Genomic DNA, 17,532 nt, shown 5'->3' with positions numbered 1-17,532 from the left:
CCGGATACAACCGCGGATGCGCCGGTTTCAGGCCAGCCCGATCTGTGCAACGCGCCGCAGCGTTCCGGGGGCAGACCTGGCAGCCCTTCTCAAAGCAGGGCGGGGGCGGGTCTGATCATCCCGACCTTCGCGCCGCGCCGATTGAGGATCGGAGCGTTCATAAAGCGCAGGGTTGCCGGATGATCACCCTGCAGCACGCCCAACCCGGTCAGGATCGCCGCGATCGCGCATTCGGCGGCACGGGTTGCACCGTCGGCGATCTTCAGTGCCACGCCCAGACGCCTTTCCGGAAGGATCGCGACATAGACGCCCTCGGCGCCGGTCTTGATCGCCGCGCGTTCCTGCATCGCGCGCATCAGTTCGCTACAGGCGCGCCCCTCGCCGGCGACAAGCACGGGATGGCGCATCATCGCGGTGGTCAGCCGGGCGGCGGCGGCGCTGACCCGGTCGCTCCGGTCGGCGGCCGAAGCGAAAAACGCCATTGCCCGCGCCAGCCCGTGCAGGGTCGTGGCAAAATTCGGCGCCGAGCATCCGTCGATGCCGTAGGTCGGGCTGGGCAGGCGGGTGGTTTCCTCGAATGCGTTCAGACAGGCCTGCTGAACCGGATGGTCGATCTGGACATATTCGGGACCGGCCCCCATATGCGCGGCCAGCGTCAGGAATCCCGCATGTTTGCCGGAACAGTTGTTGTGCACCTGACATGGCGTGGCATGGGCCCGGATCAGCGCGTTCCGGGCCTCCGGATCGTCGGGCTCCTGAGGGCCGCAGCGCAGTGCCGTTTCCGCGATATCCAGTTGCTGCAGCCAGGCCCGGACCGGATCGGTGTGGACCATCGCACCGGTATGCGAGGCGCAGGCCAACGCCAGTTGCGCGTCGCTCAGAGCGTATTTGTCCGCCGCGCCCGAGGTGATCAGCGGCAGCGCCTGCACCATCTTGCAGGACGAGCGCGGATAGATCAGCGTATCGGGATCGCCCCATGCGCGCACGATCTGGCCCGTGTCGTCACAAATCACGGCCTGCCCGAGATGCAGGCTCTCCAGCAGATCACCACGCCAGATTTCGGTCATTGCGACGGGCTGGGTCAAAACGGGCCTCACATCTTGGCGAAATCCTGCCAATCGGTCTTTCGCACGTGGTGCAAGTTACGATAGTGTGTATGTGTCGGCAAGCGTTGGGGCGCGCAGCCAGACGGTTTGGCAAGAACCGCACGCACCCCTATGGTTATTGAGGTCAAGGACAGTCTGGAGGCTGGACAAATGGGAACGAAAATTGCCCGCGCGGTGGCGGGTTTCTGTCTGGTCGGGCTGGCCACGACGGCATCTGCACAACAACAGAGCACAAACCGGGTGGCGGCCAAGACCGACTGGAGCGTGTTCGTCGAGAACGACCCCAAGGAATGCTGGAGCGTGTCCGCGCCCAAGGAGACCGTGAACACCCGCGACGGCCGGGTTGTGGCGGTACGGCGCAGCGATATTCTGTTGTTCGTGTTCCATCGTCCCGCCGCAGGGGTCAAGGGTCAGGTGACCTTTACCGGCGGGTATCCGTTTGCGCCGGGTTCAACGGTGAACCTGGACATCTCCGGCAATGAATTCGAACTGTTCGCCGAAGGCGAATGGGCCTGGCCGGCCACCGCCGCGGATGATGCAAAGATCATCACCGCAATGAAGCGCGGCGCCAAGGCCACGATCACGGCCCGATCAGCTCGGGGCACGCAAACCAAGGACACGTTTTCGCTGCTGGGCTTCACCGCGGCGGTCGAGGATGCCGAAAAGCGTTGCGACGGCTGATCCGGCTGCCGAAAGATACCCGAATTCGTGGTCCGGTCGCAGATGCGGCGGGGCCACAATTCTTTTGAAAACGCGGCGCGTTACTATATAGGAACACATTGCATCAGTTATCCCGAAGGTAAGCCCATGTCCGCCAGCGCGCCCATCACCCAGGACGTGAAGACCATCGCCCGCAAACTGCCCGACGGGCCGATCAATCTGGTCGGCCTGACGCGCGAGGCCATGCGCGAGGTCCTGATCGCCCATGGCACGCCGGAGAAACAGGCGAAAATGCGGGTCGGTCAGATCTGGCAGTGGATTTATCAGTGGGGCGTGCGCGATTTCGCCGAGATGACCAATCTGGCCAAGGCCTATCGCGCGCAACTGGCCGAGACCTTCGTGATCGAGATTCCCGAAGTGGTCAGCAAACAGGTCAGCAGCGACGGTACCCGAAAATACCTGGTGCGCATCGCCGGCGGTCACGAGGTCGAGGTCGTCTATATCCCTGAAGAAGGCCGTGGCACCTTGTGCATTTCCAGCCAGGTCGGCTGCACGCTCACCTGCTCGTTCTGCCACACCGGCACCCAGAAACTGGTGCGCAATCTGACGGCGGCGGAAATCATCGGTCAGGTGATGATGGCCCGCGACGATCTGGGCGAGTGGCCCGAGATCGGCGCGCCCAAGGACGAGACACGGCTGCTCAGCAATATCGTGCTGATGGGCATGGGCGAGCCGCTCTACAATTTCGAGAATGTGCGCGACGCGATGAAGATCGCGATGGATCCCGAGGGCATCCAGCTGTCGCGGCGCCGGATCACCCTGTCGACCAGCGGCGTGGTGCCGGAAATCGCCCGCACCGCCGAGGAAATCGGCTGTCAGCTGGCGGTGTCGTTTCACGCCACCACGGATGCGGTGCGCGACCGGCTGGTGCCGATCAACAAGCGTTGGAACATCGCGCAATTACTGGATGCCCTGCGCAGCTATCCCAAGGTTTCGAATTCCGAACGCATCACCTTTGAATATGTGATGTTGAACGGTGTGAACGATACCGATGACGATGCCCGCCGTCTGATCAGGCTGATCGAGGGCATTCCGGCCAAGATCAACCTGATCCCGTTCAACGAATGGCCGGGTGCGCCGTATACGCGGTCGTCCAACAACCGCATCCGGGCCTTTGCCGACATCATCTACAAGGCCGGCTATGCCAGCCCGATTCGCACCCCGCGCGGCGAGGATATCATGGCCGCCTGCGGACAATTGAAATCGGCCACGGAACGGGCACGGAAATCGCGTCGCCAGATCGAGGCCGAGGCCGGGCTCTGACCGGTGCCGACACGGCGGCGGGACCTGTTGATCGTCTTCGGAGCGATCGGAGCGGCCGTCGCAGTGCCACCGCTGCTGCGATGGCGCAAGCGGTCGCTGACATTCGAACCGATCGCCGGTTTGCCAGGGTTCCGGCGCCTGCCCAGCGGGACGGTATCGGGCGGTGACTTCATCCTGACCGGTCTGCAACCTGCCAGCGCGCAGCAATCGCGCCTGCGCGACGGTGTCGTCGCCAATCCGTGCCTGGCCGCGTTTGGCCGGACCGACTGGCCCGCTGGGCGGACTCCTGTCGCCGTTTTTACCGACTATAATTGTCCCTATTGCCCGGTTCTCAGCGGCATGGTCATCGACCTGCTGCACCGGGGGGCGCCGATCGACGTCACCTGGCACGATCTGCCGGTGCTGGGGCCGCGATCCGAGGATGCAGCGCGCGCCGCCATCGCCGCGGCCCGGCAGGGGCAATATCTGCCGGTGCACCAACACCTGATGCGTGGCGTCCTGCGCCCGGGTCCGGCGGCCCTGACCGGACTGGCCGAAAGCTTCGGCCTGGATCCGCAGCGGTTTCTGCATGACGCCCAAAGCGTTGAGACCGCGCATCGGATCGAGCAGGCCCGGGCTGTCGCCGCGGTGTTCGGCATCGCCGGCACACCGGCGATCCTGGTGGGCCGCAGCCTGTCGATTGGGCGCATCGAACCGGACCGGCTGGACCGGCTGATCGCGCTTGAGGCGCAAGCGTCCGGGGCGGTCTGCGCGCCCGGAGGATGACCGCAGCGGGCGGATCAGCGCCCGGGGATGGTAGCGCGCGGTTCTGTCGTTTCCCAGGTTTCGATCAGCCGCACGGCCTCTTCGGCGCTATCGACAAAGCGGAACAGGTTCAGATCGTCCTCCGAGATGGTGCCGGCATCAGCCAGCGTTTCCCAGTTGATCACGCTTTCCCAGAACGCACGGCCAAACAGCAGGAACGGCACCCGTTCCATCCGGCCGGTCTGAATCAGCGTCAGCGATTCGAACATCTCGTCCAGCGTGCCAAAACCGCCGGGAAAAACGCAGATCGCCCGGGCGCGCATCAGGAAATGCATCTTGCGCACCGCAAAATAGTGAAAGTTGAAGCTGAGTTCGGGGGTCACGAACAGGTTGGGTGCCTGTTCGTGCGGCAGCACGATGTTCAGGCCGATTGAAACACCGCCGGCCTCTTGCGCGCCGCGATTGCCGGCCTCCATGACGCCGGGGCCGCCGCCGGTGACGACGACGTTCTCGCGGCAATTGCTCTGAAGCGATTTCTCGGTCATCAGCCGGGCAAAATCCCGCGCCACGTCATAGAACCGGGCCAGATCCGCCAGGGTCTTGGTGCGTGCCTTGTCCTTGTTGACCGGATCGGGAATGCGCGCGCCGCCGAACATCACGATGGTGCTTTCGATGCCGTGCTCGTCCAGCATCATCTGCGGTTTAAGCAATTCCAGCTGCAGCCGGACCGGCCGCAGCTCGTCGCGGCACAGGAAATCGTTGTCCGCAAAGGCCAGCCGATAGGCGGGCGACCGCGTCTGCGGCGTCGAGGGCACATGTTCAGCGGTATCGCGGTCCAGATGGGCGTCGCGAAACGGGCTCAGGCGGTCTTCCTTCATCAACGGATGTTCCCTGCTTGCGTGTCGGTTCCAGCCCTATAGGGTTCGTCGCCGCATGGCCAGTAAAGCTGGTGTAACAGCCGTCTGGAAACTGGAAGTTAACGCCGGATTTTACAGCGTTTTGACCGCCACCGGCCCGCCGTAGGCGGAACGCCGGGTTACAAGCCGGATTGTGCAGACCCCGCGGGCGCTCTATAGCGCTGGGCAATCATCATGACCGCAGAGGGAGCCGCCATCATGTCCAACGCCCAGCTGGAAGCCGCCATCGAAGCCGCCTGGGAGGCGCGCGATACGATCACGCCCGCAACCACCGGCGAGCAGCGCGAAGCCATCGAAGACACCTTGAACGCGCTGGACAGCGGCAGCCTGCGGGTGGCGGAAAAACAGGCCGACAACAGCTGGCACGTGAACCAATGGGCGAAAAAGGCGGTTCTGCTGGGCTTTCGCATCAAGGACATGGAACATCAGCCGGGCGGCCCGCAGGCCGGCGGCTGGTGGGACAAGGTCGACAGCAAATTCGCCGGTTGGGGCGACAACCAGTGGAAAGCCGCCGGTTTTCGCGCGGTGCCCAACTGCGTGGTGCGCAAGTCCGCCTATATCGCGCCGGGCGTGGTGCTGATGCCGTCCTTTGTCAATCTGGGCGCCCATGTGGACGAGGGCACGATGGTCGACACCTGGGCCACGGTCGGATCCTGCGCGCAGATCGGCAAGAACGTGCACCTGTCGGGCGGTGTCGGCATCGGCGGCGTGCTGGAACCGATGCAGGCCGGCCCCACCATCATCGAGGACAATTGCTTTATCGGCGCGCGCTCCGAGGTGGTCGAAGGCTGTATCGTGCGCGAGGGCTCGGTTCTGGGCATGGGCGTGTTCATCGGCCAGTCCACCAAGATCGTCGATCGCGAAACCGGCGAAGTCATGTATGGCGAGGTGCCGCCCTATTCGGTGGTGGTTGCCGGTTCGATGCCGACCAAGAACGATATCAGCCTGTACTGCGCGGTGATCGTCAAGCGGGTCGATGCGCGGACCCGGTCGAAAACCGGCGTCAACGAGCTGTTGCGTGACTGACAAGGCAAAAAAGAAACCGTCGCGCCAGCAGGTCTATACCCTGCTGGTGCAGATCGGGCGCAAGGCCGGTGACGGGTTGCCCGAGGGCGCCAGCGGCGCCGCGCTGATCTGTTTCGCCAGCGGCGTGGACGAGGCCGAGGCGGTACGCGAGACCGTGGCGATCCTGAAACAGGCCGATACCGCGCCGCTGGACGTGACCGGCTATGGCACGCTGGCCGAGCGCGAAGCCCTGGGTCACCAGATCGATCCCGAGGAACGGGCGCTGATGCAGCGCGCGCTGGCCGAAAATGCGGTGATCGTTGCCCAGATGACGCCATTCTTTGGCGATGAGCCGGACGCCACCTAGCGTTTGACGCGGCAGGCGGCGGGTCTTTGGGGCTTGGCATCGGGAGGATTTCGTCGCACATCTGATGTTCTTTCCTGCCTTGGACAAGGACCATGCCCGATGCCCGCCACCGATGCCGTCGCCCTGACCCGCGCCCTGATCCGCTGTCCCTCGGTCACCCCGGACGAGGGCGGGGCGCTGGCTTTGCTGGCGCGGGACCTGACCGATGCCGGCTTTGAATGCGTGCACGTCGATCGCGGCAAGGTCAGCAACCTGTTTGCCCGTTGGGGCGCCCGGGGCCACGGCCGCACTTTCGGGTTCAACGGTCACACCGACGTGGTGCCGCCGGGGGACGAGGCGGCGTGGACGCTGCCGCCCTTTGGCGCCGAGGAAAAAGACGGGTTTCTGTATGGCCGGGGTGCAACCGACATGAAATCCGGGGTTGCCGCCTTTGTTGCCGCCGCCATCGATTTTGTGCGCGACACGCCGCCGGACGGCGCGATCATCCTGACCATCACCGGCGACGAAGAGGGCGAGGCCACGGACGGCACCACCGCGCTGCTGGACTATATGCAGGCCGAGGGCGAGGCGATGTCGGTCTGTCTGGTGGGTGAGCCGACCTGCCCGGACCATATGGGCGAGATGATCAAGATCGGGCGCCGCGGCTCAATGACTGCCTGGTTCACCGTGACCGGCGAACAGGGGCACGTGGCCTATCCGCATCGCGCCCGCAACCCGCTGCCGGCAATGGTGCGGCTGCTCGACCGTCTGGCCTCGTATCAACTGGACGAAGGCACGGCGCATTTCGATCCCTCGACGCTGGCGGTGGTGACGATCGACACCGGCAATCCGGCGACCAACGTCATTCCGGCGCAATGCAGCGCGACCGTGAACATCCGGTTCAATGACAGCCACACCAGCGCCGGGCTGGGCGACTGGCTGCACGCCGAGGCGGACGCGGTGGCCGAGGCGTTCGGCGTCGAAGTCGACATGCAAATCAAGGTCTCGGGCGAAAGTTTTGTGACCCCGCCGGGGCCGCTGTCGGACCTGGTTGCCGCTGCGGTTGCGGCCGAGACCGGGCTGCAACCCGAATTGTCGACCTCTGGCGGCACCTCGGATGCGCGGTTCGTCAAGGATCATTGCCCGGTGGTCGAGTTCGGGCTGGTCGGCAAGACCATGCATCAGATCGACGAACGGGTCGAGGTGGCGCAGATCGGCCAGCTCAAGAGCATTTATTCCCGCATCCTGCGCGATTATTTCGCCTGAGGCCGGCCATGCGCGACGCGCGGCGGGGCACCGTCATTGTCATGCTCAAGGAACCCCGGCCCGGGCGGGTCAAGACCCGGCTGGCGCGCGATATCGGCGCGGTGGCCGCGGCCCGGTGGTTCCGATTGCACAGTCTGGATTTGCTGCGGCGACTGCACGATCCACGCTGGCATCTGGTCCTGGCGGTTTCGCCGGACGCCGAAGGCCTGCGCAGCCGCGTCTGGCCATCCGGCCCGGCGCGCCTGCCGCAGGGGCGCGGCGATCTCGGACAGCGCATGTTGCGGGCGATGCGGGCGGTGCCGTCCGGCCCGGTCTGCGTGATCGGGGCCGATATTCCGGGCGTCGGCCGGGCGCAGATCGCCCGGGCCTTTACAGCGCTGGGGCGGCACGAGGCCGTGTTCGGCCCGGCCGAGGATGGCGGCTATTGGCTGGTCGGGCTGAAACACCCGCGCCGCGCGCCGCCGGGCCTGTTCGCGGGCGTACGCTGGTCCACCGCGCATGCTCTGACCGACAGTCTGGCCACACTGCCGAACCTGTCCGTGGCGCTGATCGAGCGGTTGCGCGATGTCGATACCGTGTCCGATCTGCGCTCGGCGCCATAACCCGCGCGGCTGGCGCAACATTTGCCGATGACGGCCAGCCGGTGCCGTGCTAGGCCCAAGACATGACGCGCATTCCTTCCCGGGCGGAAATCCTCGACTGGATTTCGGCCAATCCGACCCAGAGCAGCAAACGCGATATCGCCAAGGCCTTTGGCATCAAGGGTGCCGACCGGATCGACCTGAAACGCGTGCTCAAGGAACTGCAGGCCGAGGGGCATCTGGAGCGGCGCAAACGCGCGTATCGCGACCCGGACCGGCTGCCGCCGGTCAGCGTGTTGCAGGTCAAGGCGCCGGACTCGGACGGAGACCTGTTCGCCCGGCCGCTGGAATGGCACGGCGAGGGGGTCGAGCCCATCGTGCTGGTGGTGCCGCGTGCCTCGGATCCGGCGCTGGGCGAGGGCGACCGCATCCTAGCCCGCCTGACCGTGGTGACGGCCGCAGATCACAATTACGAGGCCCGCCTGATCCGCCGCATCGGCAGCAACCCGAAACGCATTCTGGGGGTGTTCCGCAAGGGCTCCGAGGGCGGGCGTATCCTGCCCATCGACAAGGCCCAGGGGACCGAATGGAAGGTGCCCGAAGACAACCGGTTCGGGGCCAAGGACGGCGAACTGGTCGAGGCCGAACAGGCCGGGCCGAAACATCGCATGGGCCTGCCGCGCGCGCGCATCGTGGCCCGGCTGGGCGATCCGACAGCGCCGCGCGCGGTGTCGCTGATCGCCATTCACCAACATGGCATTCCCGACCAGTTCCCCGATGACGCCATCGCCGAGGCGGATGCCAGCAAACCGCAGGGGCTGAAGGGGCGCGAGGACCTGCGCGATCTGCCCCTGATCACCATCGATCCTTCGGATGCGCGCGACCATGACGACGCTTGTTTCGCCCAGGCCGATGACGATCCGAAAAACCCCGGCGGACATGTGGTCTGGGTGGCGATTGCCGATGTCGCCGCCTATGTCCGGCCCGGCAGCGCGCTGGACCGCGAGGCGCGCAGACGCGGCAATTCCAGCTATTTCCCGGATCGCGTCGTGCCGATGCTGCCGGACCGCTTGTCCGGCGATCTGTGCAGCCTGCACGAAGGCGTGCCGCGGGCCTGCATCGCCGTGCGGATGCAGCTGGACAAGAACGGCCGCAAGATCGGGCACCGGTTTCTGCGCGGGCTGATGCGCTCGGCGGCGTCGCTGCACTATGCCGAGGTGCAGGCGGCCATTGACGGCACGCCGAACGACCGCACCGGCCCGTTGCTGGATGGGGTGCTGAAACCGCTCTACGCCGCCTATGGCGCCCTGACCCGTGCCCGCGACGATCGCCAGCCGCTGGATCTGGACCTGCCCGAGCGCCGCATCGAACTGGGCGAGGACGGCACCGTCACATCGGTGAATTTCCGCGAGCGGCTGGACGCGCATCGGCTGATCGAAGAGTTCATGATCCTGGCCAATGTCGCCGCCGCCGAGACGCTGATTGCCAAACGTTCGCCGCTGTTGTTCCGGGTGCACGAGGAACCCGCCCCGGAAAAACTGGAAAGCTTGCGCGAGATCGCCCAGGCGGCAGGGTTTAATCTGGCCAAGGGGCAGGTGTTGCAGACCCGGCATCTGAATGCGCTGCTGCGCGCCGCCCAGGGCAGCGAGAATGACGAGTTGATCAACATGTCGACCCTGCGCTCGATGACCCAGGCCTATTACAGCCCCGAGAATTTCGGACATTTCGGCCTGGCGCTGCAGCATTATGCGCATTTCACCTCGCCGATCCGGCGCTATGCCGATCTGATCGTGCACCGGGCGCTGATCTCGGCGCATGGCTGGGGTACGACGTCTGGCAAGGGGGCCGCGTCGGCGGATGGTCTGTCGCCTGCGGAAATCGACGGGCTTGAGAAGACTGCGGTGCACATTTCCGATACCGAGCGCCGATCTATGATGGCCGAACGCGATACCACCGACCGCTATCTGGCTGCCTATCTGGCCGAACGGGTCGGCAACGAGTTCACCGGACGGATCAGCGGCATCGCCCGGTTCGGGGCCTTCGTCAAGCTGGACGAGACCGGGGCTGACGGGCTGATTCCGATCCGTTCGCTGGGGCGCGAGTATTTCCACTTTGATCGCGAGGCGGGCACTTTGATGGGGGCAGATACCGGGTTCACCATCGCCATCGGGATGCGCGTCACCGTGCGGCTGGCGCAGGCGACGCCGGTGACCGGCGGTCTGGAACTGGAACTGCTGGCGGTCGAGGACAACCCGCTGCCGCGCGGTCGCGGCCCCGCCGGTCGCAGCCCGCGCCGCAAAGCCGCCCGCGGCAAGCGCAAGGCCGACAAGACCCGGCGCAAAGTAGCGCGCAAACGGCGTTAACAGGGCCGGTGGGCGAAGAAAACCCGCCGCAGAGCTGGTCCGCGACGGGTGTCGATCCGGTTCAACCGGCGTGGTGGCGGACTATTCCGCTGCCCAGCCGCCGACGGCCTTGATCTCCAGAAAATCCTCAAGGCCGTATTTGCCGCCTTCGCGGCCATTGCCGGACTGTTTCATGCCACCAAAGGGCGATCCGCCACTGCGAGATTTGCCGTTCATTTCGACCATGCCCGAGCGCAGCGCGCGGGCCATCCGGTTGGCGCGGGCACCATCCTGGGTCTGGACGTAATTGGTCAACCCGAACGGCGTGTCGTTGGCGATTTCGACCGCGTCTTGTTCGGTGTCGAACGGGATCATTGCCAGAACCGGGCCAAAGATTTCCTCGCGCGCGATGGTCATCTGGTTGGTGACATCGGCAAACACCGTCGGCTTGACATAGAACCCCTTGTTCAGGCCCTCCGGACGCCCGGTTCCGCCGGCCACCAGCCGCGCCCCCTCGTCGATGCCAACCTGGATCAGATCCTGGATCTTGTTCCACTGCATCTCGTTGACCACGGGTCCGATATGTCGGCCTTCGTCATGGGCGTTCCCGACTGACACTTTTGCGGCAACTTCGGCGGCGGTTTCCACTGCCCGGTCATAGATCTCCCTCTGAACCAGCATCCGGCTGGGCGCGTTGCAGGACTGGCCGGTATTGTTCATCATATGCATGACGCCGCGCTTGACGGCCTTGTCGTCGGCATCGGCAAAGATCACGTTGGCGCCCTTGCCGCCCAGTTCCAGATGCACCTTTTTCACCGTGTCCGCAGCGGCCTTTGAAATCGCGATACCGGCGCGGGTTGAACCGGTAAAGCTGACCATGTCGACGTCCGGATGTGCGGACAACTGGCTGCCGACGCCGACCCCGTCGCCGTTCACCAGGTTGAACACGCCCGGCGGAAAGCCCGCCTCGTGCATGATTTCGGCAAAGATCATCGCGTTCAGCGGGCTTTGTTCGCTGGGTTTCAGCACCATGGTGCAGCCAGCAATCGCCGCCGCGCCGACCTTGAGCGCGATCTGGTTCATCGGCCAGTTCCACGGCGTGATCAGAGCCGCAACGCCGACCGCTTCGTGGATGATGCGGTCATTGGGGGCACTTTCGTTCAGCGCATGCTCGAAATCGAAATTCTTGGCGGCCTTGACGAAATTCGCCAGGTGCGAACTACCGGCAGTGACCTGCTGGCCGCGCGACATGTCTATGGGGGCGCCCATCTCCGTGCTCATCGCCTGGGCCAGATCCTCGCCGCGGGTTTTGTAGACCTCGATCAGCTTTTCCACCAGTGCGATACGCTCTGCGGCCGGGGTGGCCATCCATCCCGGCAAGGCGGCCTTGGCGGCGGCGACGGCAGCGTCGGTATCGGCCTCGCTGCCCAGCGAGATCACCGCGCAGGGCTCTTCGGTGGACGGGTCAATGACGTGAAAATCGTTCGGCTGCGCCGGGGACACCCATTGCCCGTCGATGTAAAAGTCGCGTTTCTCGATCATGGTCCGATCTCCCATATCTGACACTTATCCGACCGCCCGGTCGGAGATTCGCTGCACTGTGTCATTCGCGGAAAGTCCCGGCAAGGGCGGTTTCAATAATTTGATCAAATTATTTTGACTCAGGCCGGATTGCCACGATGGTGGATAGGGGATGCAACGCAGCGGCCCAGGGATTAGGTTGTCGTCAGCGCGAGTCGCGTTGGGATTACCAATCATGGGGAGGCCGATTATGGGGCTGAGAATCAACGATACCGTTCCGAATTTTACCGCTGAGACGGATCAGGGGACCGTCCAGTTTCACGACTGGATTGGCGATAGCTGGGCGATTCTGTTTTCGCACCCGAAGGACTTTACACCGGTCTGCACGACCGAGTTCGGCGCCGTGGCGCAACTGGCCGACGAATGGGAAAAGCGCGGCACCAAGGTGATCGGCGTTTCCGTGGACGGGGTCGAGGACCACAAGAAATGGAAACAGGACATCGAAGCGGTCGGCGGCACCAAGGCCGGTTTTCCAATCATCGCGGATGAGGGGCTGGCGGTCAGCAAGGCCTTTGACATGCTGCCGGCCGAGGCCTATCTGCCGGACGGGCGCACCCCGGCCGACAGCGCCACGGTGCGGTCGGTCTTTATCATCGGGCCGGACAAACAGCTTAAGCTGAGCATGACCTATCCGATGACCGTGGGCCGCAACTTTGCCGAGGTGCTGCGCGCGCTGGACGGGCTGCAGCGCACCTATGAACAGCCGCTGGCGACGCCGGCGAACTGGAATGCGGGCGAGGACGTGATTGTGGCGCTCGCGCTGGATGATGCGCAGGCCGAAGAGAAATACGGCGCGCTGGACAAGAAACTGCCCTATCTGCGCTATGCCAAGAACCCGGGCTAGGGTTTCTGCGGGCGCAGGGCGACCTGCGCCCGGTACCAGGCGCGGTTGAATTCCCGTGCCAGCTTGCCGCTGGCGCGGGTCTTGACCTGGATCGTCGATCCGCCGATCCGGGCCGCGACCTCGCGATTGCCGTTGGGCAGGATCGCATGCACCGGCTGTCCGGTGACCCAATGCATCTGCAACAGCGTGTCCACGGGCCGGTCGATCCGTTCGGTTGCCTGCAACAGCCGCCGTGCTGCGTCCCGCCCCACCACCTGACAGATGCATTGCAGGCCGATGGTTTTCGGCAGGATAAAGCGCATATCGCCATCCCGGGCCAGCTCGTGCGCGGGTGTTTCGCGCTGTTTCACCGGCAGGCGGACATACATGCCAGAATGGCCGGCCCGACGGATCAGCCCCAGGGCGCGGTCCAGCCGCGCGGGATCGACCTCTAGGTCGTCCTCGGCAATCAGCCCGTATTCCCAGCCCTGATCGACGATACGCTGCCAGCAGCGCCGATGGCTCTGGAATACCCCGATTTCCGCCGGGCGCAGGGGAAACGGGTAATGCGGTCGATGCGTGGTGCCGTTTTTGAGGACCACATCGGCGATCTGGGCCGGATCGCGCCCGTCGACCGCCTCGACCAGTTCAGCGCCCGGCAGCGTCCTTAACAGCGCGTCGGCGTTTGGCCGCCGCGCCGTGCTGGCGGACATGTGGATAATCAGTGATCGCATGGGGATGCTTAGCCCAGCCTGCCCCCTGCCGTCCACCGCCCGGTTTCTCGGGATTTGCAGTTTCGCCGGATCGGTGCCAGAAGGCTGTGACACTTTTAGCGCAAGGAGCGGCCCGCCGTGTTGGAATATCTGGTGCTCGGCGCAGCGGGCTTTGCTGCGGGACTGTTGAACTCGGTCGCGGGCGGCGGCACCTTTCTGACCTTTCCGGCGCTGGTCTGGGCCGGTGTGCCGCCGATCAGCGCCAATGCATCGGCCACGGTGGCGGCCCTGCCCGGCTATGTCGGCAGCGCGGTCGCCTTTCGCCAGGACATGCGCGCCGAGGGCACGCTGGGCCTGCGCGCAATCGTGGCCGTCGCGACCCTGGGCAGCATCGTCGGTGCGGTTCTGCTGATCCTGACGCCGGGCGATCTGTTTTCCGGCATCGTGCCCTGGCTGTTGCTGATCGCCACGGTCCTTTTTGCGTCGGGTCCGCTGCTGATGCAGTATCTGCGGCGCGGCGGCCGCGGCGATGCCGGGCAGGCTCTGTCGGCTGTGGCGATCCTGGCGGTCTCGATCTATGGCGGCTATTTCAACGGCGGTCTCGGGATCATGCTGTTGGCGACATTCGGTTTGCTGGGCTATGTCAATCTGCACAGCATGAACGGGCTGAAAAACGTGCTGTCGGCGATCCTGTCGCTGGTGTCGGCCCTGACCTTTGTTGTTGCCGGGCTGATCGCCTGGGAACCGGCCCTGCTGATGGCGGTCTGTTCCACCGTCGGCGGCTATGTCGGTGCCCGCCAAAGCCGCAATATCCGCACCGATATCCTGCGCATATTTGTCACCTGCGTCGGCGCGGTCATGACGGTGGCGTTTTTCATCCTGTGACGGCTCACCCCGTCAAAGCGCATCGCGACATACCCATGCCCGCACTGGCAAAAGGACTGTGCCATTACCGGCGCGTCGCAAGAAAAAGGCCCCGCCGTTGCCGGCGAGGCCCGAAATTCTGGCGTCTGGCGTGGATCAGCCTGCGGTTTCTTCCTTGCGGATTTCCTCGCCGGTCTCCTGATCGACGATCTTCATCGACAGGCGCACCTTGCCGCGATCGTCAAAGCCCAGCAGCTTGACCTTGACCTCCTGACCCTCTTTCAGCACGTCGCTGGGGTGGTTCAGGCGGCGGTTCTCGATCTGGGAGACGTGCACCAGCCCGTCGCGCTTGCCAAAGAAGTTCACAAAGGCACCGAAATCGACGATCTTGACCACCTTGCCGGTATAGATCTTGCCCTCTTCCGGCTCGGCCACGATCGAATGGATCATGTCATAGGCTTTCTTGATCGCTTCGCCGTTCGGGCTGGCGATCTTGATGATGCCGTCGTCGTTGATGTCGACCTTGGCGCCGCTGACTTCGACGATCTCGCGGATCACCTTGCCGCCCGACCCGATCACTTCGCGGATCTTGTCGGTGGGCACCTGCATGGTTTCAATGCGCGGCGCGTGGATCGAGAATTCCGCGGCACCGGACAGCGCCTTGTTCATCTCGCCCAGGATATGGATGCGGCCCTCTTTGGCCTGCGCCAGCGCCTTTTCCATAATCTCCGGCGTGATCCCGGCGACCTTGATGTCCATCTGCAGGCTGGTGATGCCGTTCTCGGTTCCGGCAACCTTGAAATCCATGTCGCCCAGATGATCCTCGTCGCCCAGAATGTCGGACAGGATCGCATACGAGCCGTCCTCTTCGAGGATCAGGCCCATGGCAACACCGGCCACCGGCGCCTTGAGCGGTACGCCCGCATCCATCATCGACAGCGAACCGCCGCAGACCGACGCCATCGAACTGGAGCCGTTGGATTCGGTGATCTCGCTGACCACGCGGATGGTATAGGGGAAATCGGTGCTGGCGGGCAGCACCGCCTGCAGCGCCCGCCAGGCCAGTTTGCCATGGCCGATCTCGCGGCGCCCGGTGAACCCGAACCGTCCGACTTCGCCAACGGAGTAGGGCGGAAAGTTGTAGTGCAGCAGGAAGTTGGATTTGAAGTTGCCATGCAGCGCGTCGATGAATTGTTCGTCATCGCCGGTGCCCAGTGTGGTCACGACCAGACCCTGGGTCTCGCCGCGGGTGAACAGGGCCGAGCCGTGGGTCCGCGGCAGCATGCCGGTTTCCGCCACGATGTCGCGGATTTCGTCGGTCTTGCGCCCGTCGATCCGCTTGCCGGTCTTGACCACGTCGCCGCGCAGGATGCCGGCTTCGAGCTTTTTCAGCGCCGAACCCAGGTTCTCGTCGCCCTGCTGCTCTTCGCTGAGCTTTTCCAGGATGGCTTCGCGGGCCGCGGCCACGGCGGCCGTGCGCTCCTGCTTGTCGGTGATCGCAAAGGCGGCGCGCATCTCGGTCTCGCCCGCGGCCTTGACCGCGTCATACAGCGCGGAATAGTCCACTGGCTGATAGTCGAACGGTTCCTTGGCGGCTTCTTCGGCCAGCGAGATGATCAGGTCGATCACCGGCTGGATCTGTTCATGAGCGAATTTCACCGCGCCCAGCATTTCCGCTTCGGACAGTTCATAGGCCTCGGATTCGACCATCATGACCGCATCCTTGGTGCCGGCAACGACCAGGTCCAGGCGCTGTTCCGGGTTCAGGCGCAGGTCCTGCATGTCGTCGACGGTCGGGTTCAGGATGTACTCGCCATCCTCGAAACCGACGCGGCAGGCACCGATCGGACCCATGAAGGGCACGCCGGACAGGGTCAGCGCGGCGCTGGCGGCAATCATCGCCACCATGTCGGGATCGTTGACCAGGTCGTGGCTCAGCACGGTGCAGATCACCAGCACTTCGTTCTTGAAGCCGGGCACGAACAGCGGACGGATCGGACGGTCGATCAGGCGGCTTGTCAGCGTCTCTTTCTCGGTCGGGCGCGCCTCGCGCTTGAAGAAACCGCCCGGGATTTTACCGGCGGCATAGTATTTCTCGTTGTAATGCACGGTCAGGGGAAAGAAATCCTGACCGGGCTTTTGCTTGCGGGCATAGGTCACATTGGCCATGACCGAAGTTTCACCCAGAGTGGCGATGACCGAGCCATCCGCCTGGCGGGCAACCTTGCCCGTTTCCAGAGTGAGGGTCTCTTCGCCCCACTCCATCGATTTCGTCGTAACGTTGAACATCTAGCGTATCCTGTATGGGAGCGCTCCCGGCCCTCCGGGTCTCCCGTTTGCATGACGGCCCCATTGCCGCCGACCCCTTCCATCTTTACTTTCGAGCGCCGGGGTCAGGGCGCAACGTCTCAGATTTTTCGCGCATACCGCAAGTTGCCATCCATGAGAAGCACGAAATTTTCTGCCGGTTTGCCCGAAACGGCATCCGGGGCGGGCCGGGCGAACCTTTCCGGTCGCGCCGGCGCGCCATTCGCCGCCTAGCAGGGGGCGAATTCGGCCTGGTATTCGCCGTTGCACATGGTGCCCTCGGCGCCCAGTTTGCGCGCCAGATTGATCATGCGGCTGTTGTCCCCGCGCGCGAACATCACCAGCGGCAGGCCTTCGACCTCGCAGACCGCCTGGATCGCCGAGCGCAACAGACGTTCGCCAATCTGGGCGCCCTGCCAGCCGTCCAGCACCGACAGCGCGACCTCGCGACCGGCCTGTCCGGCGGCATCGGTTTCGGCGATTTCGGCCACGGCGACCAGACGGTTGCCACTGATCGCGCCCAGAACCCGGGTACGCGACCAGTCGAGATTGCGATAGCGGTCCGCGATGACCTTCGGGCTGGTGGCCGAGTTGAACCGGGCGGCACGATCCGCCGGGCTAAGCTCGGCGAAATGCGCGATGATCCGGTCTGTATCGGCGGGTTTCAGGGCCTCGATCCGGCAGGCACGGGCGCGCAGCTGCCTCCAGAACCGGCCGCTTCTGTCCCAGAAGTCGTCGAACCGACGTTGGAAATGTCCGGCGAGCCGGGCAGGGATTGCATATCCCGGCATTGTCATTCCGACTGCGCCTGCGAACCGCTCAGGGGCGGCAAGCGGGCCAAAAGTCGGCACCGGGTTTGGTATCCGTGTGTCCATGGTCTTCAGCATGATCAGTCTCCGACATACATGCCTCCCTGCGACAGGATCTAGGCCTGTGCGGGCGCGGTACAATCCC

General features: G+C 64.6%; 16 protein-coding genes. 10 read left to right on the top strand and 6 right to left on the bottom strand.

The genetic code is table 11. The features are described 5' to 3' along the window. Positions 1–89: 89 nt before the first annotated feature. On the bottom strand, positions 90–1,067 hold the full coding sequence (locus ACFMPD_RS00820; protein WP_380990573.1) for an asparaginase: 978 nt from the start codon (positions 1,065–1,067) through the stop codon (positions 90–92). Positions 1,068–1,256: 189 nt separating this feature from the next. On the opposite strand from ACFMPD_RS00820, the gene ACFMPD_RS00815 reads away from it, so the two are divergent. The 3 genes from ACFMPD_RS00815 (at position 1,257) to ACFMPD_RS00805 (ending at position 3,854) form a co-directional block, all read left to right on the top strand. Further along, positions 1,257–1,787, top strand: coding sequence for an invasion associated locus B family protein (locus ACFMPD_RS00815; protein WP_380990570.1), 531 nt, complete (start codon positions 1,257–1,259; stop codon positions 1,785–1,787). Between the two features lie 126 nt (positions 1,788–1,913). After that, positions 1,914–3,089, top strand: a complete 1,176-nt coding sequence (rlmN, locus tag ACFMPD_RS00810; RefSeq protein WP_380990568.1) for a dual-specificity RNA methyltransferase RlmN — start codon at positions 1,914–1,916, stop codon at positions 3,087–3,089. Between the two features lie 27 nt (positions 3,090–3,116). Beyond that, positions 3,117–3,854, top strand: a complete 738-nt coding sequence (locus ACFMPD_RS00805; RefSeq protein WP_380990566.1) for a DsbA family protein — start codon at positions 3,117–3,119, stop codon at positions 3,852–3,854. A 14-nt stretch (positions 3,855–3,868) separates the two neighbouring features. Here the strand turns inward: ACFMPD_RS00805 and ACFMPD_RS00800 are convergent, their stop codons facing one another. Next, positions 3,869–4,711, bottom strand: coding sequence for an LOG family protein (locus ACFMPD_RS00800; protein WP_380990564.1), 843 nt, complete (start codon positions 4,709–4,711; stop codon positions 3,869–3,871). A gap of 237 nt (positions 4,712–4,948) precedes the next feature. Between ACFMPD_RS00800 and dapD the strand changes: the two genes are divergently transcribed. The 5 genes from dapD (at position 4,949) to rnr (ending at position 10,311) form a co-directional block, all read left to right on the top strand. Further along, complete coding sequence (gene dapD, locus ACFMPD_RS00795) at positions 4,949–5,776, top strand: 2,3,4,5-tetrahydropyridine-2,6-dicarboxylate N-succinyltransferase (RefSeq protein WP_380991080.1); 828 nt, start codon at positions 4,949–4,951, stop codon at positions 5,774–5,776. Beyond that, on the top strand, positions 5,769–6,122 hold the full coding sequence (locus ACFMPD_RS00790) for a hypothetical protein (RefSeq protein ID WP_380990561.1): 354 nt from the start codon (positions 5,769–5,771) through the stop codon (positions 6,120–6,122). The genes dapD and ACFMPD_RS00790 overlap by 8 nt, the downstream gene beginning before the upstream one ends. Positions 6,123–6,221: 99 nt before the next feature. Continuing rightward, on the top strand, positions 6,222–7,367 hold the full coding sequence (dapE, locus tag ACFMPD_RS00785) for a succinyl-diaminopimelate desuccinylase (RefSeq protein WP_380990558.1): 1,146 nt from the start codon (positions 6,222–6,224) through the stop codon (positions 7,365–7,367). 8 nt (positions 7,368–7,375) lie between these two features. Further along, positions 7,376–7,969, top strand: coding sequence for a TIGR04282 family arsenosugar biosynthesis glycosyltransferase (locus ACFMPD_RS00780; RefSeq protein ID WP_380990555.1), 594 nt, complete (start codon positions 7,376–7,378; stop codon positions 7,967–7,969). 62 nt (positions 7,970–8,031) lie between these two features. Beyond that, positions 8,032–10,311 (top strand): ribonuclease R, encoded by a 2,280-nt coding sequence (rnr, locus tag ACFMPD_RS00775; protein ID WP_380990552.1) that lies wholly within the window; start codon positions 8,032–8,034, stop codon positions 10,309–10,311. 81 nt (positions 10,312–10,392) lie between these two features. On the opposite strand, the gene ACFMPD_RS00770 is transcribed toward rnr, so the two are convergent. After that, positions 10,393–11,832 (bottom strand): aldehyde dehydrogenase family protein, encoded by a 1,440-nt coding sequence (locus tag ACFMPD_RS00770; RefSeq protein ID WP_380990549.1) that lies wholly within the window; start codon positions 11,830–11,832, stop codon positions 10,393–10,395. A gap of 229 nt (positions 11,833–12,061) precedes the next feature. Between ACFMPD_RS00770 and ACFMPD_RS00765 the strand changes: the two genes are divergently transcribed. Then, complete coding sequence (locus ACFMPD_RS00765; RefSeq protein ID WP_380991077.1) at positions 12,062–12,715, top strand: peroxiredoxin; 654 nt, start codon at positions 12,062–12,064, stop codon at positions 12,713–12,715. On the opposite strand, the gene ACFMPD_RS00760 is transcribed toward ACFMPD_RS00765, so the two are convergent. Next, positions 12,712–13,428 (bottom strand): glycosyltransferase family 25 protein, encoded by a 717-nt coding sequence (locus ACFMPD_RS00760; RefSeq protein WP_380990546.1) that lies wholly within the window; start codon positions 13,426–13,428, stop codon positions 12,712–12,714. The genes ACFMPD_RS00765 and ACFMPD_RS00760 overlap by 4 nt on opposite strands. Before the next feature lie 117 nt (positions 13,429–13,545). On the opposite strand from ACFMPD_RS00760, the gene ACFMPD_RS00755 reads away from it, so the two are divergent. Beyond that, positions 13,546–14,292, top strand: coding sequence for a sulfite exporter TauE/SafE family protein (locus tag ACFMPD_RS00755; RefSeq protein WP_380990543.1), 747 nt, complete (start codon positions 13,546–13,548; stop codon positions 14,290–14,292). Positions 14,293–14,427: 135 nt separating this feature from the next. On the opposite strand, the gene pnp is transcribed toward ACFMPD_RS00755, so the two are convergent. Together pnp and ACFMPD_RS00745 are read right to left on the bottom strand one after the other, a co-directional pair. Continuing rightward, the gene (pnp, locus tag ACFMPD_RS00750; protein WP_380990540.1) at positions 14,428–16,560 is read right to left on the bottom strand and encodes a polyribonucleotide nucleotidyltransferase; all 2,133 of its coding nucleotides are present in this window, start codon (positions 16,558–16,560) and stop codon (positions 14,428–14,430) included. A 248-nt stretch (positions 16,561–16,808) separates the two neighbouring features. Then, positions 16,809–17,375, bottom strand: a complete 567-nt coding sequence (locus ACFMPD_RS00745; RefSeq protein WP_380990537.1) for a GNAT family N-acetyltransferase — start codon at positions 17,373–17,375, stop codon at positions 16,809–16,811. Between the last annotated feature and the right edge of the window lie 157 nt (positions 17,376–17,532).

Origin of the sequence: Sedimentitalea sediminis, from assembly GCF_042687825.1 — a bacterium.
Taxonomy (GTDB): domain Bacteria; phylum Pseudomonadota; class Alphaproteobacteria; order Rhodobacterales; family Rhodobacteraceae; genus Sedimentitalea.
This window is presented reverse-complemented; position numbering and strand designations above follow the sequence as displayed.

Coding starts and splice junctions, on each gene's coding strand:
- ACFMPD_RS00820 (WP_380990573.1), bottom strand. CDS start 1,067: ATGACCGAAATCTGGCGTGGTGATCTGCTGGAGAGCCTGCATCTCGGG.
- ACFMPD_RS00815 (WP_380990570.1), top strand. CDS start 1,257: ATGGGAACGAAAATTGCCCGCGCGGTGGCGGGTTTCTGTCTGGTCGGG.
- rlmN (WP_380990568.1), top strand. CDS start 1,914: ATGTCCGCCAGCGCGCCCATCACCCAGGACGTGAAGACCATCGCCCGC.
- ACFMPD_RS00800 (WP_380990564.1), bottom strand. CDS start 4,711: ATGAAGGAAGACCGCCTGAGCCCGTTTCGCGACGCCCATCTGGACCGC.
- dapD (WP_380991080.1), top strand. CDS start 4,949: ATGTCCAACGCCCAGCTGGAAGCCGCCATCGAAGCCGCCTGGGAGGCG.
- dapE (WP_380990558.1), top strand. CDS start 6,222: ATGCCCGCCACCGATGCCGTCGCCCTGACCCGCGCCCTGATCCGCTGT.
- ACFMPD_RS00780 (WP_380990555.1), top strand. CDS start 7,376: ATGCGCGACGCGCGGCGGGGCACCGTCATTGTCATGCTCAAGGAACCC.
- rnr (WP_380990552.1), top strand. CDS start 8,032: ATGACGCGCATTCCTTCCCGGGCGGAAATCCTCGACTGGATTTCGGCC.
- ACFMPD_RS00770 (WP_380990549.1), bottom strand. CDS start 11,832: ATGATCGAGAAACGCGACTTTTACATCGACGGGCAATGGGTGTCCCCG.
- ACFMPD_RS00765 (WP_380991077.1), top strand. CDS start 12,062: ATGGGGCTGAGAATCAACGATACCGTTCCGAATTTTACCGCTGAGACG.
- ACFMPD_RS00760 (WP_380990546.1), bottom strand. CDS start 13,428: ATGCGATCACTGATTATCCACATGTCCGCCAGCACGGCGCGGCGGCCA.
- pnp (WP_380990540.1), bottom strand. CDS start 16,560: ATGTTCAACGTTACGACGAAATCGATGGAGTGGGGCGAAGAGACCCTC.
- ACFMPD_RS00745 (WP_380990537.1), bottom strand. CDS start 17,375: ATGACAATGCCGGGATATGCAATCCCTGCCCGGCTCGCCGGACATTTC.